19 protein-coding genes are annotated in these 21,550 nt (G+C 65.5%); 12 read left to right on the top strand and 7 right to left on the bottom strand.

The annotated features are described in order from the left end of the window. The first annotated feature begins 80 nt into the window (after positions 1-80). On the top strand, positions 81-548 hold the full coding sequence (cadR, locus tag ACAW63_RS26120) for a Cd(II)/Pb(II)-responsive transcriptional regulator (protein WP_371230258.1): 468 nt from the start codon (positions 81-83) through the stop codon (positions 546-548). A gap of 52 nt (positions 549-600) precedes the next feature. Here cadR and ACAW63_RS26115 read toward each other — a convergent pair whose 3' ends face one another. Continuing rightward, positions 601-945, bottom strand: a complete 345-nt coding sequence (locus ACAW63_RS26115) for a pilin assembly protein (RefSeq protein ID WP_371230256.1) — start codon at positions 943-945, stop codon at positions 601-603. 192 nt (positions 946-1,137) lie between these two features. Here ACAW63_RS26115 and ppc point away from each other — a divergent pair, with 192 nt between their 5' ends. The 7 genes from ppc (at position 1,138) to ACAW63_RS26080 (ending at position 8,466) form a co-directional block, all read left to right on the top strand. Beyond that, positions 1,138-3,774, top strand: a complete 2,637-nt coding sequence (gene ppc, locus ACAW63_RS26110) for a phosphoenolpyruvate carboxylase (protein WP_371230254.1) — start codon at positions 1,138-1,140, stop codon at positions 3,772-3,774. 248 nt (positions 3,775-4,022) lie between these two features. Next, positions 4,023-4,670, top strand: a complete 648-nt coding sequence (gene adk / locus ACAW63_RS26105; RefSeq protein ID WP_275608269.1) for an adenylate kinase — start codon at positions 4,023-4,025, stop codon at positions 4,668-4,670. A gap of 88 nt (positions 4,671-4,758) precedes the next feature. Beyond that, a complete protein-coding gene (tsaB, locus tag ACAW63_RS26100; protein ID WP_371230253.1) occupies positions 4,759-5,433 on the top strand; it encodes a tRNA (adenosine(37)-N6)-threonylcarbamoyltransferase complex dimerization subunit type 1 TsaB in 675 nt (224 codons plus the stop codon). A gap of 67 nt (positions 5,434-5,500) precedes the next feature. Then, positions 5,501-5,848 carry a hypothetical protein gene (locus tag ACAW63_RS26095; protein ID WP_371230252.1) on the top strand — a complete coding sequence of 116 codons (348 nt, stop codon included), beginning with the start codon at positions 5,501-5,503 and terminating at the stop codon, positions 5,846-5,848. A gap of 4 nt (positions 5,849-5,852) precedes the next feature. After that, positions 5,853-6,710, top strand: a complete 858-nt coding sequence (locus ACAW63_RS26090) for a DUF72 domain-containing protein (RefSeq protein WP_371230251.1) — start codon at positions 5,853-5,855, stop codon at positions 6,708-6,710. A 75-nt stretch (positions 6,711-6,785) separates the two neighbouring features. Next, on the top strand, positions 6,786-7,613 hold the full coding sequence (locus tag ACAW63_RS26085) for an oxaloacetate decarboxylase (protein WP_371230249.1): 828 nt from the start codon (positions 6,786-6,788) through the stop codon (positions 7,611-7,613). A 67-nt stretch (positions 7,614-7,680) separates the two neighbouring features. Further along, entirely contained in the window at positions 7,681-8,466 is a 786-nt protein-coding gene (locus ACAW63_RS26080; RefSeq protein ID WP_371230248.1) for a class I SAM-dependent methyltransferase, read from the top strand. A 254-nt stretch (positions 8,467-8,720) separates the two neighbouring features. Here the strand turns inward: ACAW63_RS26080 and ACAW63_RS26075 are convergent, their stop codons facing one another. Beyond that, positions 8,721-9,353 (bottom strand): TetR/AcrR family transcriptional regulator, encoded by a 633-nt coding sequence (locus ACAW63_RS26075; RefSeq protein WP_371230246.1) that lies wholly within the window; start codon positions 9,351-9,353, stop codon positions 8,721-8,723. 96 nt (positions 9,354-9,449) lie between these two features. Here ACAW63_RS26075 and ACAW63_RS26070 point away from each other — a divergent pair, with 96 nt between their 5' ends. Then, positions 9,450-10,553 carry an efflux RND transporter periplasmic adaptor subunit gene (locus ACAW63_RS26070; RefSeq protein WP_371230245.1) on the top strand — a complete coding sequence of 368 codons (1,104 nt, stop codon included), beginning with the start codon at positions 9,450-9,452 and terminating at the stop codon, positions 10,551-10,553. A gap of 6 nt (positions 10,554-10,559) precedes the next feature. Then, the gene (locus tag ACAW63_RS26065) at positions 10,560-13,628 is read left to right on the top strand and encodes an efflux RND transporter permease subunit (protein ID WP_371230243.1); all 3,069 of its coding nucleotides are present in this window, start codon (positions 10,560-10,562) and stop codon (positions 13,626-13,628) included. A gap of 85 nt (positions 13,629-13,713) precedes the next feature. Here ACAW63_RS26065 and ACAW63_RS26060 read toward each other — a convergent pair whose 3' ends face one another. The 5 genes from ACAW63_RS26060 to plsB all read right to left on the bottom strand — a co-directional run bounded on the left by ACAW63_RS26060 (position 13,714) and on the right by plsB (position 20,239). Then, positions 13,714-14,391 (bottom strand): DUF4197 domain-containing protein, encoded by a 678-nt coding sequence (locus tag ACAW63_RS26060; protein ID WP_371230242.1) that lies wholly within the window; start codon positions 14,389-14,391, stop codon positions 13,714-13,716. A 163-nt stretch (positions 14,392-14,554) separates the two neighbouring features. Further along, the gene (locus ACAW63_RS26055) at positions 14,555-15,574 is read right to left on the bottom strand and encodes an NAD-dependent epimerase/dehydratase family protein (protein ID WP_371230240.1); all 1,020 of its coding nucleotides are present in this window, start codon (positions 15,572-15,574) and stop codon (positions 14,555-14,557) included. An 86-nt stretch (positions 15,575-15,660) separates the two neighbouring features. Next, positions 15,661-16,824, bottom strand: a complete 1,164-nt coding sequence (locus ACAW63_RS26050) for a glycosyltransferase (protein WP_371230238.1) — start codon at positions 16,822-16,824, stop codon at positions 15,661-15,663. 358 nt (positions 16,825-17,182) lie between these two features. Beyond that, positions 17,183-17,629: a low molecular weight protein-tyrosine-phosphatase gene (locus ACAW63_RS26045; RefSeq protein ID WP_371230237.1), complete on the bottom strand. Its 447-nt coding sequence runs from the start codon at positions 17,627-17,629 to the stop codon at positions 17,183-17,185. Between the two features lie 99 nt (positions 17,630-17,728). Further along, a complete protein-coding gene (gene plsB, locus ACAW63_RS26040) occupies positions 17,729-20,239 on the bottom strand; it encodes a glycerol-3-phosphate 1-O-acyltransferase PlsB (RefSeq protein WP_371230236.1) in 2,511 nt (836 codons plus the stop codon). A gap of 168 nt (positions 20,240-20,407) precedes the next feature. Between plsB and ACAW63_RS26035 the strand changes: the two genes are divergently transcribed. Together ACAW63_RS26035 and ACAW63_RS26030 are read left to right on the top strand one after the other, a co-directional pair. Further along, a complete protein-coding gene (locus tag ACAW63_RS26035; RefSeq protein WP_371230235.1) occupies positions 20,408-20,857 on the top strand; it encodes a hypothetical protein in 450 nt (149 codons plus the stop codon). Between the two features lie 463 nt (positions 20,858-21,320). Next, positions 21,321-21,530 carry a cold-shock protein gene (locus tag ACAW63_RS26030; protein ID WP_015476243.1) on the top strand — a complete coding sequence of 70 codons (210 nt, stop codon included), beginning with the start codon at positions 21,321-21,323 and terminating at the stop codon, positions 21,528-21,530. Positions 21,531-21,550: the final 20 nt, after the last annotated feature.

The following is a 21,550-nucleotide window of genomic DNA, read 5'->3' as shown; positions in this document are numbered from 1 at the left end:
TCCTGTTTGACGAGTTGCCACTGATTGCACACCCTGTAGTAACTACAGAGTCAAGACTGTCTTTAACCAGGAGGTCGAAGATGAGGATCGGTGAACTGGCGAAACTGACCGGTTGCCCGGTGGAGACCATCCGCTACTACGAGCGCGAAGGCCTGCTGCCGGAGCCGTCGCGCAGCGAGGGCAACTACCGGCAGTACGATGCGATCCATGTGGAGCGGCTGTCGTTCATCCGCCATTGCCGTTCGCTGGACATGACCCAGGACGAAATCCGCATCCTGCTCGGCCTGCGCGACCGCCCCGAATCCGACTGCGGCACCGCCAATCGGCTGATCGACGAGCATTTGCACCATGTCGAGGTGCGGATCGCCGAACTGCAATCGCTCAGTCAGCAATTGCGCGACCTGCGCGCTCGTTGCAGCGGCGATGGCAGCAGCGAGGACTGCGGCATCCTGCGCGAGCTGGAGCAGCCGGCGGAGCCGTCGGTGATTCCGGATGCCTGCGCGGAGGCGGGGCATCTGCACGTGCCGGGCGTCCACGGCCGGCATTGACGGCTCCTACAGCTAAAGCAAAGCGCCCCGGCGATTGCCGGGGCGCTTTCTTTCAGGAGTGGTTCGACTCCTTGGCCTCCGTCAGCTCATGCAGGTACTTGCGCGACAGCTGCAGGAAGCGCGGCGTCGGGCCGATGTCCTCGTAGATCGGGTCACCCTGTTCGTCCTGCGCCACCACCTTCTGCCCCTTCACATAGGGGAAGCTCGCTTCCAGCTCTTCCAGCGCCGAGCCGACCAGTTCCCCCAGAAGCTCCTCGACGCTGCGCTTGGGATACATGTCATGCAGGGCGGCCAGCCGCGCGGCGGTTTCCACGTCGAGCGGGATGCTGTAGTGATGCTTGGTCATGCGCCCCCTGGCGTTCTGTTCCCAATGGCGTACCAGATCGCGGATTTTCATGTTCACCTCTGTAGCCCGTTCGTGGCGGGCGTGTAGGACGGGCCTCGTGGGTCCGCCGGCAGGTTTTCCCGATGACCTCGGGATCACTTTGAGCCTAGTCGCTGTCCGAGCTGGATGGCTGGCGTTCGTCGCACGCTTGTCAGCCGGTGTCGCCAGCGGCACTGTAAAACTCTCAGCACAAGGAGACCCGTCATGCCGGATATCGATGCGCGCCTGCGCGAGGACGTTCACCTGTTGGGCGAGTTGCTGGGGCAGACCATCCGCGCCCAGTACGGACAAGGCTTCCTCGACAAGATCGAACTCATCCGCACCGGCGCCAAGGCTGCGCGGCGCGGCTCGGCGGAAGGCGCCCGGCAATTGACGGCGACCCTCGACGCGCTGGGCGAGGACGAACTGCTGCCGGTGGCGCGGGCCTTCAACCAGTTCCTCAACCTGGCCAACATCGCTGAGCAGTACCACCGCATCCGCCGGCGCACGCCCAAGGAGCCGGAGCCCTTCGAGAACCGCGTGCTGGGCGAACTGCTCAGCCGCCTGCGCAAGTCCGGCCTGGGCGCCGAAGGCTTGGCGCGGCAGGTGGCGGCGCTGGAAATCGAGCTGGTGCTGACCGCGCACCCCACGGAAGTGGCACGGCGCACCCTGATCCAGAAATACGACGCCATGTCCGCGCAACTGGCGGCCGACGATCACACCGACCTGCTGCCGGAGGAGCGCGAAGCGGTGCGCGGGCGCCTGCAACGGCTGGTCGCCGAGGCCTGGCACACCGAGGAAATCCGCCGTACCCGGCCGACCCCGGTGGATGAAGCCAAATGGGGCTTCGCGGTCATCGAACACTCCCTGTGGCAGGCGCTGCCGGCTTTCCTCCGGCACGTCGACGCCACCCTGCAACAGACGCTGGGCGAGCGTTTGCCGCTGTCCGTCGCGCCGATCCGCTTCGCCTCCTGGATGGGCGGCGACCGCGACGGCAACCCCAATGTCACTGCTGCCATTACCCGCGAAGTCCTGCTGCTGGCGCGCTGGATGGCCGCCGACCTGTACCTGCGCGATGTCGACAGCCTGGCTTCGGACCTGTCCATGCAGCAGGCCAGCGACGAGCTGCGCGCCGAGGTGGGGGAGGTCGCCGAACCCTATCGCGCACTGCTCAAGCAACTGCGCGAACGCCTGCGCGCCACCCGCGCCTGGGCCGAGCGGGCCATCCACAGCGGCGAGGCGCCGGGCGCGGAGGTGCTGACGGACAACCGCGAGCTGCTCGAACCGCTGCAGCTCTGCTACCGCTCGCTGCAGGACTGCGGTATGGGGGTGATCGCCGAGGGCGCATTGCTCGATTCCCTGCGCCGCGCGGCCACCTTCGGCCTGTTCCTGGTGCGCCTGGACGTGCGCCAGGACTCCACGCGCCACGCCAGGGCAATGAGCGAAATCACCGAATACCTCGGCCTGGGCAACTATGCCGAGTGGGACGAAACCGTGCGCCAGGAATTCCTCCTGGAAGAACTCGCCAGCCGCCGCCCCCTGCTGCCGGCGAACTACGCGGCATCGCCGGAAACCGCCGAAGTCCTGGCGACCTGCCGGGTGGTGGCGGAGGCGCCGGCGGCGTCGCTGGGCTCCTACGTCATCTCCATGGCCGGGCAGCCCTCCGACGTGCTCGCCGTGCAACTGCTGCTCAAGGAGTGCGGACTGCAGCGACCGATGCGCGTGGTGCCGCTGTTCGAGACCCTGGATGACCTGGACAATGCCGGCCCCTGCATCGACCGCCTGCTCAGCCTGGACAGCTACCGCATGGGCCTGGCCGGCCCGCAGGAAGTGATGATCGGCTACTCCGACTCGGCCAAGGACGCCGGCACCCTGGCCGCGGCCTGGGCGCAGTACCGGGCGCAGGAGGCGCTGGTGGAGATCTGCCGCAGCCACGGCGTCGAGCTGCTGCTGTTCCATGGCCGCGGCGGCACCGTCGGTCGTGGCGGCGGTCCCGCCCACGCGGCGATCCTCTCGCAGCCGCCGGGCTCGGTGGCCGGGCGTTTCCGTACCACCGAACAGGGCGAGATGATCCGCTTCAAGTTCGGCCTGCCGGGTATCGCCGAGCAGAATCTCAACCTCTATCTCGCCGCGGTGCTGGAGGCCACGCTGCAGCCGCCGCCGGTGCCTGAGCCCGCCTGGCGCGAGGAGATGGACCGGCTGGCCGCCGATGGCCTCGCCGCCTACCGTGCGGTGGTGCGGGAGAACCCGCAGTTCGTCGACTACTTCCGCGAGGCCACGCCGGAGCAGGAGCTGGGCCGCCTGCCGCTGGGCAGCCGGCCGGCCAAGCGCCGCGAGGGCGGGGTGGAAAGCCTGCGGGCGATTCCGTGGATCTTCGCCTGGACCCAGACGCGCTTGATGCTGCCGGCCTGGCTCGGCTGGGAGGAGGCGCTGCTCAACGCCATCGAGCGGGGCGAAGGGGCGCTGCTGGGTCGCATGCGCAAGGAGTGGCCGTTCTTCACCACCCGTATCGACATGCTGGAGATGGTGCTGGCCAAGGCCGACCGGGAAATCGCCCAACTCTACGACGAGCGTCTGGTGCAATCGGAACTGCGACCATTAGGTACGCATTTACGCGACCTATTGTCGCAGTCGGTGCGCGTGGTGCTGGGGCTGACCGGACAATCCCAGTTGCTCGGCAACGCCGCCGAGACCCGCGAGTCGATCGGCGTGCGCAACACCTACCTGGACCCCTTGCACCTGCTCCAGGCTGAACTCCTTGCCCGCTCCCGACGCTGCGCGGGCGACGCCTGCGGCGGTCTGGAGCAGGCGCTGCTGGTCACGGTGGCAGGCATCGCCGCCGGTCTGCGCAACACCGGCTGAAGCAGTTCGACCCCCCACCAATGGTGGATTGCACAAGGGCGAAATGGCGGTAATTTGATGGCTGATCGAGGGTGATTCTCCGGCCCCCGACCGGCTTTCAGGGTCGCCAGGGGCGGCTTGTGTGGTGGGGGGCCGCTGTGTATCGTGAGCAACCTTTCGGCGCGCCTTTGCGCCATTTAAAGCATGATGAGATTGGCCCCACGAGGCGGATCCGTGATTTCGCTTAACAAGTATTAAGGAGCATATCGATGCGTGTGATTCTGCTCGGGGCGCCCGGTGCCGGCAAAGGTACCCAGGCTCGCTTCATCACTGAGAAGTTCGGCATTCCGCAGATCTCCACCGGCGACATGCTGCGTGCGGCGGTCAAGGCCGGCACCGAACTGGGCCTGAAGGCCAAGAGCGTGATGGACGCCGGCGGTCTGGTCTCCGATGACCTGATCATCAACCTGGTGAAAGAGCGCATCGCTCAACCCGACTGCGCCAAGGGTTTCCTGTTCGACGGTTTCCCGCGCACCATTCCCCAGGCTGAAGCCATGAAGGAAGCCGGTGTCACCATCGACAACGTGATCGAGATCGCCGTGGACGACGAGGAAATCGTCGGCCGCATGGCCGGTCGCCGCGTTCACCCGGCTTCGGGCCGCGTCTACCACATCCAGCACAACCCGCCGAAGGTGGAAGGCAAGGATGACGTGACCGGCGAAGACCTGATCCAGCGCGAAGACGACAAGGAAGAAACCGTGCGTCACCGCCTGTCGGTCTACCACTCGCAGACCAAGCCGCTGGTCGATTTCTACCAGAAGCTGGCCGCCGTCGAAGGCACCCCGAAGTACACCTGCGTCGAAGGTGTCGGCTCGGTGGAGCAGATCACCGCCAAGGTGTTCGCCGCCCTCAGCTGATTGCCCCGCGCAACGCCAAAGGCCCGCACAATGCGGGCCTTTGGCGTTTATAATGCCCGCCCTTTTTCATCGTCTGCTGGATAAAACCATGCCCACGCTGCTGGCCCTGGATACCTCGACCGAAGCCTGTTCCGTCGCGCTGCTGCATGACGGCCGCCGGTATGTTCGCCATGAGGTGATCCCGCGCCTGCACGCCCAGCGCCTGCTGCCCATGGTGCAGGACATCCTCGGCGAAGCCGGTATCGAACTGTCCGCCGTGGAGGCCATCGCCTTCGGCCGTGGCCCCGGCGCCTTCACCGGCGTGCGCATCGCCATCGGCGTGGTCCAGGGTCTGGCCTTTGCACTGCAGAAGCCGGTGCTGCCGGTCTCCGACCTGGCCGTGCTGGCCCAGCGCGCCTACCGTGAGCACCGCGCGACCCAGGTGGCCTCGGCTATCGACGCGCGCATGGACGAGGTGTACTGGGGATGCTACCGCCTGGAGCAGGGCGAGATGCGCCTGGCCGGCGCCGAGGCGGTACTGCCGCCCGAAAGCGTGGCGCTGCCGCGCGATGCCCAGGGCGAATGGTTCGGCTCCGGCACCGGCTGGGGCTTCGAAGCGCGCCTGGCGGTGAAGGTCGCGGCCCACGACGCCAGCCTGCTGCCCCACGCCGAGGACCTGCTGACCCTGGCCGAGTTCGCCTGGGCGCGCGGCGAGGCGGTTGACGCGGAGCAGGCCCAACCGGTTTACCTGCGCGACAATGTGGCGACTCCCAAGAAGGTCTGATCCAAGCCAATTGACCCGGATTGCACCCGCTCGCTAGAGTGAATGTATTCCCACCGAGTTTTTCGCCATGCGTATCGACGGTCTCGTTTCCACTTCCCAGGCGCCTGAGCGCACTGCCCGCCCGGGCACTGCGGTCACGCCCTATCGGGACGTGCAGCGTGATGTCGAGTCCCGCCGCGAGCAGCCCGCGCCGACCTCGGCCAGCCAGGGCTTCGAGCAGCAGCCGCAGGCCCGCCGCGTCGAAGCCGGCAACGCCAGCAGCTACAGCGTGCCGGTCACCCTGCGCGACAACCTCGATTACCAGCGCCCGCTGAGCTCCCGCGCGGCCCAGGCGCTCGCCAGCTATACCAGCACCGCCAGCATAGGCGGCCAGTACGAGGGCCAGGAAGTCCTGGGTCTCGACCTCTACGCCTGACTCCATGAGTCTGCCGTACTACCTGGGCTGTCCCTCGTGGAACGAGCCGGCCTGGCGCGGCACCTTCTACCCCGCCGACCTGCGCGCCGCCGACACGCTGGGCTTCTATTCCCAGGTCTTCAACGCGGTGGAAGGCAACACCACCTTCTATGCCCGGCCCAATGCCGAGACCCTGAAGCGCTGGGCGCAGACCATGCCGGCGAACTTCCGCTTCTGCGCCAAGCTGCCCCGCGATATCAGCCACGAAGGCGACCTGCGCGGCCAGCTGGAAAACACCCAGGACTTCCTCGACCTGCTGGCGCCGCTGGGCGAGCGGGTCGCGCCGCTGTGGCTGCAGGTCTCGGCGAGCTTCGGCCCGGATCGTCTCGGCGAGCTGGCGGCCTGGCTGGATGCCTTCGCCGAACGCCGGCTGGCGGTGGAAGTACGGCATCCGGCGTTTTTCGCCAGGGGCGAGGAGGAGCGGGCGCTGAACCGGCTGCTGCTGGATCGCGGCGTCGAGCGCATCTGCCTGGATTCCCGTGCGCTGTTCGCCTGCCGTTCCGACGATCCCGCGGTGCTGCATGCGCAATCGAAGAAGCCGAAGGTGCCGGTGCGCCCGGCGGCCTTCAGCGACAGCCCGCAGGTGCGCTTCATCGGCGGGCCGGACCTGGAGGCCAACGCCGCCTTCCTCACGCCGTGGATCGCCAAGGTGGCGGAGTGGATCGAGCAGGGCCTGACGCCCCACGTTTTCCTGCACACCCCGGACAACCACCGCGCCGCCGAACAGGCGCAGCGCTTCCACGCGCTGCTGCGCGAGCGCCTGCCGGGCTTGCCGGCGCTTACCGAGCCGAAGCCTGAAGTGGAACAGCTCGGCCTGCTCTGAGCGGCCAACTGTGCATGGCACGCCGCCGGCGACAGGACTAACCTGCTCCTTCCCCTATTCGGCAAGGAGGTCGCCATGACCACTCAACAACAGCGCGGCGAAGCGTTCCGGGCGCTGCACCAGCGCGACGGTCTTTTGGTTCTGCCCAATCCCTGGGACGCGGGCTCGGCGAAAATGCTCGCCCAGCTGGGCTTCGAAGCGCTTGCCAGCACCAGCGCGGGGTTGGCGTTCTCCCTTGGCCGGCCCGATGCCGAGGGTGCGGTCAGTCGTGAGGAGGCTTTGGCCAATGCTCGGGCGATCATCGACGCAACGCCGCTGCCGGTGGCCGCCGACCTGGAAAACGGGTACGGCGACGCGCCGGAGGACTGCGCCGAAACCATTCGCCTTGCCGCCGCCTGCGGACTGGTCGGCGGCTCCATCGAGGATGCCAGCGGCCGTTCGGATGCGCCGATCTACCCGCTGGAACTGGCTGTGGAGCGGGTCAGCGCCGCCGTGCAGGCCGCTCGTGCGCTGCCGTTCCCCTTCACCCTGGCGGCGCGGGCGGAAAACCTGCTGCATGGCCGCAACGACCTGGACGACACCATCCGTCGCCTGGTGGCCTTCGCCGAAGCGGGCGCCGATGTGCTCTATGCGCCGGGCCTGAAGACCAGGGAGGAAATCGCTGCGGTGGTCAGCGCCGTGACGCCGCGGCCGGTCAACGTACTGGTGGGGTCGCCAGCGCTGCAGGTGAGCCTGGAGGAGCTGGCCGAACTGGGCGTGAAGCGCGTCAGCGTCGGCTCCAACCTGGCCCGCGTGGCCTTCGGCGCCTTCTTCAGCGCTGCCGAGGCGTTGGCCAAGGGGGATCTGAAACCGATGAACGGGGCGATGCCGTTCGACCGCATCAACCAGCTGTTTCGCGGTTGAGCCGCTGTTGAGCCCGTTGCAAGGTGCGCTGCGCTAGAATCGCGGTTTTTTCCAGGATCGCCCCGCCATGACCGAGACCCTCACTCCGCCGCGCATCGTCGTCCAGGCGCTGGAGCCTGCCTGGCAGACTGTCGCCGAGCAGTGGGCGCAACGCCTGGGGCTGCCATTGGGCGAGAGTGATGATGCGGACTTCGCTCTGCAACTGGGCGAGCAGGGGCTGCAACTGCTGCAACTGGGACCGGACTCGCCCGGCCCGGTGCGCGTGGATTTCCTTGAAGGCGCTACCGCTCACCGCCGCCAGTTCGGCGGCGGCGCTGGGCAGATGATCGCCAAGGCCGTCGGCATCCAGCCGGGCGTGCGCCCCCATGTGCTGGACGCCACCGCCGGGCTGGGGCGCGACGCCTTCGTGCTGGCGACCCTGGGCTGCGAAATGCACCTGACCGAGCGCCAGCCGATCATCGCCGCGCTGCTGGAAGACGGCCTGGCCCGCGCGGCGGGGGATTTCGAGGTGGGCGCCATCGTCGCCCGCATGCGCCTGTTGCGGGGCAACGCCATCGAGCGCATGGCGGCCTGGGAAGGGGAGGCGCCGCAGGTGATCTACCTCGACCCCATGTTCCCGCACCGCGACAAGAGCGCGCTGGTGAAGAAGGAAATGCGCCTGTTCCGCCCGCTGGTGGGCGACGACCTGGACGCCCCGGCGCTGCTGGAAGCGGCCCTGAAGCTGGCCAGTCACCGCGTGGTGGTCAAGCGCCCGCGCAAGGCGCCGATCATCGAAGGGCAGAAGCCGAGCTACAGCCTTGAGGGCAAGTCCAGCCGCTACGACATCTACCCACTGAAGAGCCTCAAGGGTTGATGTCGTAGGGCGTACAACCTTTCGCGGTTGTACGTCGATTCACCTTGGCACGTCGTGGGTGCCAGGGCTGATCTCGGAGTGCGCTGAGACCAAGGTCAAACGGCGTATAACGTCGAACGTTATACGCCCTACGCCAGCCCGCGAGTCGTACTTGTAGGAGCGAGCTTGCTCGCGAACCCGCCCAGCATCGGAGTGGTCGGGGAAACCCGTTGGCGAGCAAGCTCGCTCCTACAGGGATAGTCCGCCGTTCGCTTTCAGGGCCGGAACGCCTTGAGGAACAGCGCCACCACTTCCTGCACATGCGCCTCGGCTTCCTCTTCCGTGGGCGGTGTTTCGCAACCGATCAGCAGGCGGAAGTGCACGCAGCCCTGCACCAGCATCAGGAAGTGCTCGGCGGCCCGGCGCGGGCTGTCCATCTGCAATTTGCCCTGCTGGCGGGCCTGCTCCAGCAGGCGCTCCATCTGGTCCAGCACGCGCTGCGGGCCGGCCTCGAAGAAGAGTTGCGACAGGTGCGGATTCCCCGCGCCCTGGGCCACCATCAGCCGGCTCAGGGAGATGGCTTCCGGGCTGTTGATCAACTGGTTGAAACCGCGCGCCAGGGCCAGCAGCAGGCTTTCGAAGGGCGCGTCGGCCGGTTGCTCGGCGAACAGCTCGGGCATGCGCTCGGCGCACTTGGCCTGAACCGCCTCGACGAACAGCGTCTCCTTGTCGGTGAAGTGGCTGTAGACGGTCAGTTTCGACACGCCAGCCTCGGCGGCGATGGCTTCCATGCTGCTGCCGTCGTAGCCGTAGCGAATGAACAGTTCCTTCGCGGCTTCGAGGATGGCCTTGCGCTTGGCGGGGTCCTTGGGACGACCCGGCCCATTGGAGGGAGTCGTGAGTGACATGATTTTACATTTCTAATACTGGACTGGTGGGTTCTGTATTTTTACTATACCGGGGAGTATAAGAATTCAACCGCGCTTTGCGAAAGGTCACACATCATGTTCCGCCATGCTCTGTCTGTCGCGCTTCCTGCCGTCCTTTCCCTGTCCCTGACCGCCTGCGGTACCGGCGAGCCGCCCAAGCCGGCGGTGCGCCCGGCGATGGTGGTGCAGCCGTTGCCGGCCCGGGATGTTACCGAAGCCTATCCCGGCGAGGTACATGCCCGACATGAGCCGGAGCTGGCGTTCCGCATCGGCGGCAAGGTCAGCCGACGACTGGTCGAGGTGGGCGAGCGCGTGAAGAAGGACCAGACCCTGGCGGAGCTGGACCCCGAGGACGTGCGCCTGCAACTGGAGGCGACCCGCGCCCAGGTGGCGGCTGCCGAGGCCAACCTGCAGACCGTCCGTTCCGAATACGCCCGCTACAAGACGCTGCTCGAACGCCAGTTGGTCAGCCAGTCGCAGTTCGACAACATCGAGAACACCTACCGCGCCGGCGAGGCGCGGGTGAAACAGATTCGCGCCGAGTACGACGTGGCCCGCAACCAGGCGGACTACGCGGTGCTGCGCGCGCCCCAGGACGGCGTGATCGCCACCCGTCGGCTGGAAGTGGGGCAGGTGGTCGCCGCCGGGCAGACGGTCTTCACCCTCGCCGCCGATGGTGACCGCGAAGTGCTGATCAGCTTCCCCGAACATGCCATCGATCGCTTCCGCATCGGCGAGTCGGTAAGCGTCGAGCTCTGGTCGCAGCGCGACAAGCGCTTCGGCGGCAAGATCCGCGAACTGTCGCCGGCCGCCGATCCGCAGTCGCGCACCTTCGCCGCGCGGGTCGCGTTCGATGACGCCAAGGTGCCCGCCGAGCTGGGCCAGAGTGCGCGAGTCTATATTCAGGCCGCAGGCGCGGTGCCGCTGGCGGTACCGCTGGCGGCGGTGACCGCCGAGGGCGGCCAGCCGTTCGTCTGGGTGGTCGATCCGAAGAGTTCCACCCTGCACCGCCGCCCAGTGCGCATCGGCCCCTTCGCCGAGGACCGCGTGCCGGTGCTCGAGGGGCTGAGCAGCGACGACTGGGTGGTGGCCGCAGGCGTGCAGGTATTGCGTGAAGGGCAGGAGGTACGGCCGGTCGATCGGGAAAACCGCTCGGTCAAGCTGGTGGCGAAGGAGTAACGCCCGATGCAATTCAACCTTTCCGCCTGGGCGCTGCAGAACCGTCAGATCGTCCTGTTCCTCATGCTGCTGCTGGGCATCGTCGGCGCGCTGTCGTACACCAAGCTGGGGCAGAGCGAGGACCCGCCGTTCACCTTCAAGGCCATGGTGGTGAAGACCAACTGGCCGGGGGCGACCGCCGAGGAAGTCTCGCGCCAGGTGACCGAGCGCATCGAGAAGAAGCTGATGGAAACCGGCGACTACGACCGCATCGTCTCCTTCTCCCGCCCCGGCGAATCCCAGGTGACCTTCATCGCCCGCGAGGATTTCCGTTCCCGCGACATCCCCGAGCTCTGGTACCAGATCCGGAAGAAGGTCAGCGACATCCGCTACACCTTGCCGCAGGGCATCCAGGGGCCGTTCTTCAACGATGAGTTCGGCACTACCTTCGGCAACATCTACGCGCTGTCGGGCAAGGGCTTCGACTACGCGGTGCTCAAGGACTATGCCGACCGCCTGCAATTGCGCCTGCAGCGGATCAAGGACGTGGGCAAGGTCGAACTGGTCGGCCTGCAGGACGAGAAGATCTGGATCGACCTGTCCAACACCAAGCTCGCCACCCTGGGCCTGCCGCTGGCGGCGGTACAGAAGGCGCTGGAAGAACAGAACGCGGTGAGCGCCACCGGCTTCTTCGAGACCGCCAGCGACCGCGTGCAACTACGCGTGTCCGGCCGCTTCGATTCGGTGGAGGACATCCGCGCCTTCCCGATCCGTGTCGGTGACCGCACATTCCGCATCGGTGACGTGGCCGACGTGCATCGCGGCTTCAACGACCCGCCCGCGCCGCGCATGCGCTTCATGGGCGAGGATGCGATCGGCATCGCCGTGGCCATGAAGGACGGCGGCGACATCCTGGTACTGGGCAAGAAGCTCGACGCCGAGTTCGAGCGCCTGCAGCAGACGCTGCCGGCGGGCATGGAGCTGCGCAAGGTTTCCGACCAGCCGGCGGCGGTACGCGAGGGCGTGGGCGAGTTCGTCCGCGTGCTGGCCGAGGCGCTGATCATCGTGCTGCTGGTGAGCTTCTTCTCCCTCGGCCTGCGTACGGGCCTGGTGGTGGCGCTGTCGATTCCGCTGGTGCTGGCGATGACCTTTGCCACCATGTACTACTTCGGCATCGGCCTGCACAAGATTTCCCTCGGCGCGCTGGTGCTGGCGCTGGGTCTGCTGGTGGACGACGCCATCATCGCCGTGGAGATGATGGCGGTGAAGATGGAACAGGGCTATGACCGCCTGAAGGCTGCCAGCTTCGCCTGGACCAGCACCGCCTTCCCGATGCTCACCGGCACCCTGGTGACCGCTGCCGGCTTCCTGCCGATTGCCACCGCGCAGTCGGGCACCGGCGAGTACACCCGCTCGCTGTTCCAGGTGGTGACCATCGCGCTGCTGGTGTCCTGGGTCGCCGCCGTGGTGTTCGTGCCCTACCTGGGCGAGAAGCTGCTGCCGGACCTGGCCAAGCGCTACGCGGAAAAGCACGGCGGCACCGACAAGGGCCATGACCCCTATTCGACGGCCTTCTACCAGCGCTTCCGCCGCGTGGTGGAGTGGTGCGTGCGCTATCGCAAGACGGTGATCCTGCTCACCGTGCTGGCCTTCGTCGGTTCGATCATGCTGTTCCGCCTGGTGCCGCAACAGTTCTTCCCGCCGTCGGCGCGCCTGGAGCTGCTGGTGGACCTGAAGCTGGCCGAGGGCGATTCGCTCGCCGCCACCACCGAGCAGGTCAACCGCCTGGAGAGGATGCTCGCCGAGCATCCGGGCATCGACAACTACGTGGCCTACGTCGGCACTGGCTCGCCGCGCTTCTACCTGCCGCTGGACCAGCAATTGCCGGCGGCGAGCTTCGCCCAGTTCGTGGTGCTGGCGAAGAACCTGGAGGCCCGCGAGGAAATCCGCCAGTGGCTGATCAAGCACATGAACGAGGACTTCCCCACGCTGCGTACGCGCATCAGCCGCCTGGAGAACGGCCCGCCGGTGGGCTACCCGGTGCAGTTCCGCGTCTCCGGCGAGCACATCCCGGAAGTCCGCGCGCTGGCGCGCAAGGTCGCCGAGAAGATGCGCGAGAACCCCCACGTGGTGAACGTGCATCTGGACTGGGAGGAGCCGAGCAAGGCGGTGTTCCTCGACATCGACCAGGAGCGCGCCCGCGCCCTCGGGGTGAGCACGGCAGACATCTCGCAGTTCCTGCAGAGCTCGCTGACCGGCGCTACCGTCAGCTACTACCGCGAGGACAACGAGCTGATCGAAATCCTCCTGCGCGGCGACGAGCGCGAGCGGCATGACCTGTCGCAGCTGCCGAGCCTGTCGATGCAGACCAGCAGCGGCCGCAGCGTGGCGCTGTCGCAGGTGGCGACCCTGGAGTACGGCTTCGAGGAAGGCATCATCTGGCGGCGCAACCGCCTGCCCACCGTGACCGTGCGCGCCGACATCTACGACGATTCGCTGCCGGCCACCCTGGTGAAGCAGATCTCGCCGACCCTGGACCCGATCCGCGCCGAGCTGCCCGACGGCTACCTGCTGGACGTCGGCGGCACGGTGGAGGATTCCGCCAAGGGGCAGAACTCGGTGAACGCCGGCATCCCGCTGTTCATCGTGGTGGTGCTCAGCCTGCTGATGCTGCAGCTGCGCAGCTTCTCGCGGATGATCATGGTGTTCCTCACCGCGCCCCTGGGGCTGATCGGCGTGACCCTGTTCCTGCTGATCTTCCAGAAACCCTTCGGTTTCGTGGCGATGCTCGGCACCATCGCCCTGGCCGGGATGATCATGCGCAACTCGGTGATCCTGGTGGACCAGATCGAGCAGGATCGCAGCCACGGCCTGGATACCTGGCACGCGATCATCGAGGCCACGGTGCGGCGCTTCCGTCCCATCGTGCTGACCGCGCTGGCGGCGGTGCTGGCGATGATCCCGCTGTCGCGCAGCGTGTTCTTCGGGCCGATGGCGGTGGCCATCATGGGCGGCCTGATCGTCGCCACGGCGCTGACCCTGCTGTTCCTGCCGGCGCTGTATGCGGCGTGGTTCAGGGTGAAGAAGGAAGCCTGAAATCCCCAGGCATGAAAAAGCCCGGCAGATGCCGGGCTTTTCTTTTTACCTCGCGAGCGCTCTTTCGCTCGCGGCGCATCGTCACTCAGAGCACCCCGAACACCTTCTTCGCCATCCCGGTCGCTGCGGCGGTCGGGTTCTGGCGGATGGTCTTCTCCTGCTCGGCGATGATCTTGAACAGGCCGTCCAGCGCTTCCTCGGTCACGTAGTTCTCGATGTTGGCGCTTTTCGCGTCGACCACGCCGAAAGCGGCGGCCTGGCTGGCGAAGGCGTTGTACTGCTTGGCCACGCCGACCTGGTCGGTGGCCTGCTTGATGATCGGCAGGAACTTGGCGCGCAGCTGCTCGCGGCTACTGCGGTTGAGATAGTCGGTGGCGGAGTGCTCGCCGCCCTGGAGAATGCCCTTGGCGTCGGTCACGGTCATCTTCTTCACCGCGTCCACCAGCAGCGCCTGAGCCTGCGGCATGGCGGCCTCGGCGGCCTTGTTCATGCTCGCTTCGAGCTGGTCGACCTGGGCGCCCATGCCGAACTGCTTCATGGTCTTGGCGGCCTTGCCCAATTTGCCGGGCAACTCGATCCGCACTTGCGGGTCATTGCTGAAACCACCGGGCTGGCTGAGCTGGCGCACGGCGACCTGGGCGCCCTGGGTCAGTGCATCCTTCAGGCCGGCGGAGGCGTCACTCTGGCTGAGGTCGGAGAGGGACAGGGCGAAGGCGTTGACCGAGAGCAGGGCGCCGGCCAGCAGAGCGGGAATTCGCAACATCGAGACTTCCTTGAACGGAGCTCGGCGGCCGGTGTGGCCGTCGAGGTGGAGAATGAGGCGGGGAGATTAACGGACTCGGGCCATTGGGGAAAACCCATGGGCGTGGTGAATCAGCGCACAGGATCGACGCATTGGAACGCGCCGGGAGGGGTGGGTTCCCTGGTCAGCGCCACTCTTCGGGCGCGCTGGATTTCCAGTCGCTGAAGGCTGACTTCAAGTCGAACTGATAGGGATATCCCAGTTCGACGAGGCGTGCGGGATGGATGTTGTTGGAGCGCACGAGCTTGCGGATGCGCACCGGGCTGAAGGGGTGGCGAATGCCCAGTGGGCGGGCGACCAGGTCGATGCAATGGGCGGCGCCCAGCAGGAGAGGGAAGGGGATCTCCGGCACGCGCCGTTTCACGCCCGCTACCTGGCAAACGGTGTCGACATAGTCCTGGATCGATGGGCCGGGATTCATCGACATGTTGAACAGCGAGAAGTGCTCGCCCTGGGCCTTCTGCCGTTCCAGCATCCAGCAGATGGCGGAGCACAACTCCTTCACGTAGGTGCCGGCCTTTCGCGTATCACGGTTGCCCATGTAGAAGAAGTAATGGTGTATCACCGCCTTGACCAGGCGGGAGACATTGCCGCCTTCCCCGGGGCCGAACACCACGCCGGGACGGACAATCACCAGATGCCGCCGCTCCTGGTCGGCCGCAAGCCAGGCCTGATGCATCTTCTCGGCCACCAGTTTCGATCCGCCATAGGCCGTCATCGGTACCGGCAGCGAGCGCTCGTCCTTTTGTTCTTCGCTCGGCCCGTAGGGCGAGATCGAACTGGTGAAGACCATTTCATTGCAGCCCACGCGCTCGGCCCAGGCACATACGTGCTGGGCGCCCTGCAGGTTGGTTTCGTAGTACTCGAAATCGTCATGTCCGGGTTCACGATGCACGGCCGCGAAGTTCGCAATGAGCGAAACCGATTCCGGAGGCTCCCAGTCGATCGTCTGACGGACATCGCCGGCAATCTCGATGATTTCGGCGGACTCCTGCACCAGTTGGGCGCGATAAGGGAAAGGCTTGTCGGCGACCTGTTCCTTGTCGAACAGATAGACCTTTTCAAAGGCTCCCGTTGAAAGCAGATGTTTGGCAAAGAACACGCCAATGAAGCCGGAGCCCCCGAAGATGACGGCGCAGCACATATCAGACCTGCAATGGATGAGTGTTGAAATGGCCGATCACCCGACAGATCGCAGTCATGATGACGGGAAGAGTCATGTGTCGGTCCTCAAGTGCGCTGTCTGACTGCGTGAGAAGAATTCACATCATGTGCTTCTTCAGGAGGCAGCGTGCTGGTGGTGGCCAGAGCCTTGTCGACGAAGGCTTTGATATTTCGCTGGAACACCGGCTTGGCGAAACCCTGCGCATGCAAGTGCATTTCCGATGGTGAAAAGTCGAACTCGCCGCGCTCAAGCCGGCCAACCGCCTCGATCAGCGCTTCGACACTCTGCTCATGGAAGAGGATGCCGGTCTTGCCGTGAATGACGGTGTCCAGGGCGCCGCCCTTGCCATAGGCCACCACGGGAGCACCTGCCGCCATGGCTTCGACCGGGACGATGCCGAAGTCCTCGATCCCCGGGAAAATCAGGCCGCGACAGCGTTGCAGAAGATCCTGGATGACGGAGAAAGGCTGACGTCCCATCAGCTTGACGTTCGGGCCCGCGATCTTTTTCAGCGGCTCAAGTAGCTCGCCTTCGCCGACCACGACCAATGGCAGTCCGAGCCTGTTGAAGGCTTCGACGGCCATGTCGGCGCGCTTGTAGGCCACCAGTTGGCCCAGGCATAGGTAGAAATCGCTGCGTTCGAGCTTCGGGTTGAAGTCCGAGACGTTGACCGGGGGATAGATGATCTCCGATTCACGCCGGTAGAACTTCCGGATGCGTGAGGCAACGAAGGTCGAGTTCGCAATGAAGTAGTCGACGCGATCCGCCGAGAGCCTGTCCCAGACCCGGAGCCAATGGGCGATGAGCGGGAATAGCGTCCGAACGAAGCGTCCCGCGCCGGACAGGTACTCGTGGTACATGTCCCAGACGTAGCGCATGGGAGAATGGCAATAACAGATGTGAACGGAATCGGGACGGGTAATGACGCCCTTGGCGGGGCCTGACTCGCTACTGATGATCAGGTCGTAGTCGGTAAGGTCAAGCTGCTCGAGCGCAAGCGGCATGAGGGGCAGGTATTTCTGATAGTGCTTGCGCGCCTTCGGCAGTTTCGAGATGAACGTCCTGTATAGGTTTCCCTTGAAGTTTGCAGGTAATGCCTGGCGCACGACCTGTTCATCGCAAACGTGAATGAAGAGATCCGCATCGGGATAGAGCTCTGCGATTGCGGAGCAGACAGCCTCGCCGCCGCGATTGCTCATCCACCAATAGTGGATTATGGCTACCTTCATTGGGGCGGGCCTCATGCGGGGTAATTAACAGTTGAAGAGGTTGTATTGACGAGCCGCGCGACAGGCTCTCAGGGAGCTCGCCCTGCGAGGTGCGCAAAGGCATCCGTGCCCGGGAGGGGCCTGCGCGCCGGGCTGCGACTTCGTCGCGCGCCTGCCGCCGCTGGGCCATGGCTACCGCAGCGTCGCCGAAGGACGTCGGTGGTCCGAAGAGTCTTCATAAGCTGAGGCGGGCTCCGAGGCCGTTGAGCGACTACCTGGAGGGACCAGACTGCGGGAATAGGGTCACGCTGAAGTCAGAGTAGACTTTTTTACTCCATGCGCGAGTAAAAAATCTGACGATCATTCTATTTTCGTCAAATTATTGTCGATTTGGCAGCCGGTTTGCCCAGCTTTTCACCGCGCGCTCGATCAGGCCATAGCTGTGCTCGAAGGCTTCCGGGCCTTGGCGATAGGGATCGGGGATTTCCAGGTTGTGCAGCCATTTGCCAAGCAGGAAGGTCTTGCCCCGCGCTTCGGGCGACAGGCGGATGACGTCCCGGATCTGGCTGTGTTCCATCACCAGCACCAGATTGGCCTCGTGGATCATTTCGCGGTTCAGTTGGCGGGCGCGGTGGGGAACCGGACGATGGCCGTGACCGCTGAGGATCGCCAGCGCGGTGCTGTCGATGGGGTGGCCGATCAAGGCGGAAAGCCCGGCCGAGGCTATGGCGATACCGCTGTCTGGCAGGGCTTCGCGAAGCAGGTGTTCGGCGGTGGGGCTGCGGCAGATGTTGCCGACGCAGACGAACAGAATCCTGTTGAACACGGAAGCGTCCCTGGCCGCGATCGATAGGTGATATGTCAAAAAAACTATCGACCGCGGCAGGGGGCGTCAAGCTGGCGGCGTGATGCGCCGACGGGCGCGCTAGGCCTGAGTGGCAGGCGGTTGCTCGTCGGCGGGGGGCTCTTCCTGGCTGGGCCGCTCCAGCGCGACCTGGCGGATCGACAGGCGGATCTCAGCCGGAAGCACCCGTTTAGCCGCGCCTTCGGCCAGCTCGCCGAGCAGCTCGTGGAAGCTCAGCTTGCCGTGCTCGTCCTGGCGCAGCACGTCTTCGTCCAGCAGGGTCTGGATGAAGTGACGGAACAGGCTCTTGTCGAAGAACTCCGGGGCGTTCAGGCCATGCAGGATCGACAGGCGCTGGGCCATGACGGTGCAGAGGTTTTCCAGCTCCTCGGCGGTGAGCTGCTTCTGCCCGGCGTTGAGCACCAGGGAGATGGCCATGTAGAAACGCTGCAGGGTCTGGGTGATGGCACGCGCCAGCAGGGTCAGCAGCACGTACTGGCGCGAGCTGGGCGCCGGGCGAATGAAGGTGTCGTTTTCCTGCTTGAGCAGTTCGCTGGCGACCAGCGCCTGCAGCCACTGGTCGACCACGGCGTCCAGCTCGTCCAGGTTCCAGCGGATGAACAGTTCGGCCTGCAGGTAGGGGTAGAGCGCGCGGGTGTAGCGCAGCAACTGCTCGCGGCTGATCCGTCCGCTGTTCTGGAAGAAGCTGGCGATCAGCGCCGGCAGGGCGAAGATGTGCAGCACGTTGTTGCGGTAGTAGGTCATCAGCACCGCGTTCTGCTCGTCGAGGTAGCAGATGCGGCCCAGGGCATCCTTCTGCTCGCTGAGCAGGTTCATGCTCTTCACGTACTCAATCTGCTGCTGGCCGTCGCCCTCGGGCAGGGTTGCGCTCGGCGAGTAGGGCACCTTGTGCAGCAGCCCCAGGTAGAGGTCGATCACCCGCGCCAGGGCGGTTTCGTCCAGCGCCAGGCGCGTGGTGGAGAGCAGAGCCAGGGCGACCAGGTTCACCGGGTTGATCGCGGCGGCGTCGTTGAGGTGGCGGGCGACGTCGCGGGCCAGGTGGTGGGTGGTTTCCGACAGCCAGGCCGGGCGGAACTCCGGGCCCAGGTCCTGCTTGCGCCAGTCCGGCTGCTGCTGGTCGAGGAAGCGGTCGAGGTGGATCGGTTCGCCGAAGTTCACCCAGACCTGGCCGAAGCGCTGCTTCAGCGCGCCAATGACCTTGAAGATGTCGAAGATCGATTCCTTCTTCTTCGCCGCCCCGCGCAGCTCGCCCAGGTAGGTGCGGCCTTCGAGCACACGCTCGTAGCCGATGTACACGGGGACGAAGACGATCGGCCGGCGCGAGTCGCGCAGGAAGCTGCGCAGGGTGATCGCCAGCATGCCGGTGCGCGGATGCAGCATGCGCCCGGTACGCGAGCGGCCGCCTTCGACGAAGTACTCGGTGGAGAAGCCGCGGCTGAACAGGGTGTGCAGGTATTCGTTGAATACCGCCGTGTACAGCTGGTTGCCCTTGAAGCTGCGGCGCATGAAGAAGGCGCCGCCACGGCGCAGGATCGAGCCGACGATGGGCATGTTGAGGTTGATGCCGGCGGCGATGTGCGGCGGGGTCAGGCCGTTGCGGAACAGCAGGTAGGACAGCAGCAGGTAGTCGATGTGGCTGCGGTGGCAGGGCACGTAGACGATCTCGTGGCCCTGGGCGACGTCCTGCACGCGCTCGATGTGGTTGACCTTCACACCCTCGTAGAGCTTGTTCCAGAACCAGGTCAGGGTCACTTCCAGGAAGCGGATCACCGGGTAGGAGACGTCGGCGGCGATCTCGTTGGCGTAGCGCAGCGCGGTGGCCTCGGCCTTCTCCTGGGAAATCTTCTGGCTCTCGCACTCTTCCTGGATCGCCTGGCGCACCAGCGGCGCGCGCAGCAGACCCTTGACCAGGGTACGGCGGTGGGAGAGGTCCGGGCCGATCACCGCGGTCTTCTGGTTGCGGAAGTGCACCCGCAGGATGCGCTGCACCATGCGCAGCGTACGGGCGTGGCCCTTGTCCTGCTCCACCAGCTCGCGCAGGTGGATGGGCGCGGAGAACTGCACGCGGGTCTTGCGGCCTAGGATCAGGATGCGCGCCAGCTTGCGCAGGCGGCCGGTCACCGCCCAGTTGTCGGCGAAAAGCAACTTCCAGGCGCTCTTTTCGCTATCCGGCGATTGTCCCCAGAACACGCTGACGGGGACGATCTGCGCGTCGTCGATACCGTTCTGGCCAATGGCACCGAGCATGCGCACCAGCGCCGGCGGTGCGCCGCGCTTGTCCTGGCGGCCGAGCCAGTCGGGTTCCGGGGTCAGGTAGAAGAAGGCCGCGGGCTCGATGGACTCGCCCACCGCGACCGGCATCACCGGGCGCGGCAGGCCGGCCTTGCGGCACTCGGTGTCGACTACCGCCAGGTCGCTGACCGAGGGCTGCTGCAGGACGTAGAGGACCGGTTTGCTGCGGTCGATCTTCAGGCTGAAGGCCGACTGGTTGATGGTTTCCGAGCGCACCCAGAGGTAGAGCAGGCGGCGCAGGGCACCAAAACCGAAGCGGCGGAACGGGTAACGAGGCATACAGGCCCTATGGCTGGCAGAAATAAAACGAGCGATTGCTCAGGGGCGTTAGTTTGCCGGATCAGGGGGCAGGCGGCAAAGCCGCGGTCGCCCGCCTGGCGGCAGCGAGCGCTGCGTTGGCAGGGACTATCCTGCTTGATCAGGGTTCCATTCGATGGAGGTGGAGCGATGCGTAACGTGACTTTTGGATGCCTGTTGGCGCTGTTTTGCGTGACGCCGGCGGGGGCACAGTCGGTGGTGCCGCTCAATGGCCAGAGCAGCCAGCAGATGCAACAGGACATGGATTACTGCAACGGCGTTGCCGCCAATGCCGCGAGCGGCTCCAGCTCCCCGCATGTCGGCGGGCGGGTGCGTGGCGCGGCGAGAGGCGCGGCGGCTGGCGCGGTCGGCGCCGAAGTACGCGGTCAACAGCACGATGAGATCTACGACCGGGCCAGCGACGACGCCAAGCAGCAGTACCGGCAGAACCGTGCAGGCGAAGTCGCTGCCGCCGGGGCCGTGGTGGGGGCCTCGCGCCAGCGCCAGGAGCGCCGCCAGGATCGTCGCAACCAGCAGGCCACACAGAGTTCGGCCTACGGCAGTTGCATGCAGGGGCGGGGTTACCAGGTCAGCCAGTGAAATCTCGCGGCTGCCGGCAGGTCAGCTGGATGAGGGTTTCGCTGCAGCGGAGATTCTGGCAAGGCGTACGGCTGACTTGCAGAAGTGCAAGCCCTGATCGGAAAAGAGGTTCCGGGTGTTGCGAAAACGCCCGGAACCATCGTGCAAAGTTGTGATGAAGTCCAAGTTCGAAACACTTTCGTTACGCAGGGTAACGAGCACCAAAATGGCCCTGCAAGCCCCGTAAAATGGCACTTTGGCCTGTTTGGTCATAGGCTCGCGGAGTTGATGAAAAAGTGCTTTTCAGCTGTAACTTTTGATTTATATACTCGGGATCGCGGTCGCCTTCGGGCGTTATTCGAATTGCCTTCCAACGCGCCTTGGGCCGGGTCGGATGATGAGGAAAACGTTCAGTCGGACGAACCGTTGAAGTCCTCATTTCGGGGGCCACCCAAAAATAATAGGCAAGTTGGAGAGTGTGGTAATGGCTGATCGTGAGGTCGGAACCGTCAAGTGGTTCAATGACGCCAAAGGTTATGGATTCATTCAACGCGATAGCGGTCCGGACGTTTTCGTTCACTACCGTGCCATTCGTGGCGATGGTCATCGCTCCCTGGTCGAAGGCCAGAAAGTGGAGTTCTCGGTGATCCAGGGTCAGAAAGGCCTCCAGGCGGAAGACGTCGCCAAGGTCTGAGCCCCCGAAAACAAAGGCCC

It is taken from the genome of Pseudomonas sp. QE6 (assembly GCF_041379005.1).
In the GTDB taxonomy this organism is placed as follows: Bacteria; Pseudomonadota; Gammaproteobacteria; order Pseudomonadales; family Pseudomonadaceae; genus Pseudomonas.
The sequence above is the reverse complement of the archived record's forward strand: the minus strand, read 5'-3'. Positions and strand labels throughout refer to the sequence as shown.

Coding starts and splice junctions, on each gene's coding strand:
- cadR (WP_371230258.1), top strand. CDS start 81: ATGAGGATCGGTGAACTGGCGAAACTGACCGGTTGCCCGGTGGAGACC.
- ACAW63_RS26115 (WP_371230256.1), bottom strand. CDS start 945: ATGAAAATCCGCGATCTGGTACGCCATTGGGAACAGAACGCCAGGGGG.
- ppc (WP_371230254.1), top strand. CDS start 1,138: ATGCCGGATATCGATGCGCGCCTGCGCGAGGACGTTCACCTGTTGGGC.
- adk (WP_275608269.1), top strand. CDS start 4,023: ATGCGTGTGATTCTGCTCGGGGCGCCCGGTGCCGGCAAAGGTACCCAG.
- tsaB (WP_371230253.1), top strand. CDS start 4,759: ATGCCCACGCTGCTGGCCCTGGATACCTCGACCGAAGCCTGTTCCGTC.
- ACAW63_RS26095 (WP_371230252.1), top strand. CDS start 5,501: ATGCGTATCGACGGTCTCGTTTCCACTTCCCAGGCGCCTGAGCGCACT.
- ACAW63_RS26090 (WP_371230251.1), top strand. CDS start 5,853: ATGAGTCTGCCGTACTACCTGGGCTGTCCCTCGTGGAACGAGCCGGCC.
- ACAW63_RS26085 (WP_371230249.1), top strand. CDS start 6,786: ATGACCACTCAACAACAGCGCGGCGAAGCGTTCCGGGCGCTGCACCAG.
- ACAW63_RS26080 (WP_371230248.1), top strand. CDS start 7,681: ATGACCGAGACCCTCACTCCGCCGCGCATCGTCGTCCAGGCGCTGGAG.
- ACAW63_RS26075 (WP_371230246.1), bottom strand. CDS start 9,353: ATGTCACTCACGACTCCCTCCAATGGGCCGGGTCGTCCCAAGGACCCC.
- ACAW63_RS26070 (WP_371230245.1), top strand. CDS start 9,450: ATGTTCCGCCATGCTCTGTCTGTCGCGCTTCCTGCCGTCCTTTCCCTG.
- ACAW63_RS26065 (WP_371230243.1), top strand. CDS start 10,560: ATGCAATTCAACCTTTCCGCCTGGGCGCTGCAGAACCGTCAGATCGTC.
- ACAW63_RS26060 (WP_371230242.1), bottom strand. CDS start 14,391: ATGTTGCGAATTCCCGCTCTGCTGGCCGGCGCCCTGCTCTCGGTCAAC.
- ACAW63_RS26055 (WP_371230240.1), bottom strand. CDS start 15,574: ATGTGCTGCGCCGTCATCTTCGGGGGCTCCGGCTTCATTGGCGTGTTC.
- ACAW63_RS26050 (WP_371230238.1), bottom strand. CDS start 16,824: ATGAAGGTAGCCATAATCCACTATTGGTGGATGAGCAATCGCGGCGGC.
- plsB (WP_371230236.1), bottom strand. CDS start 20,239: ATGCCTCGTTACCCGTTCCGCCGCTTCGGTTTTGGTGCCCTGCGCCGC.
- ACAW63_RS26035 (WP_371230235.1), top strand. CDS start 20,408: ATGCGTAACGTGACTTTTGGATGCCTGTTGGCGCTGTTTTGCGTGACG.
- ACAW63_RS26030 (WP_015476243.1), top strand. CDS start 21,321: ATGGCTGATCGTGAGGTCGGAACCGTCAAGTGGTTCAATGACGCCAAA.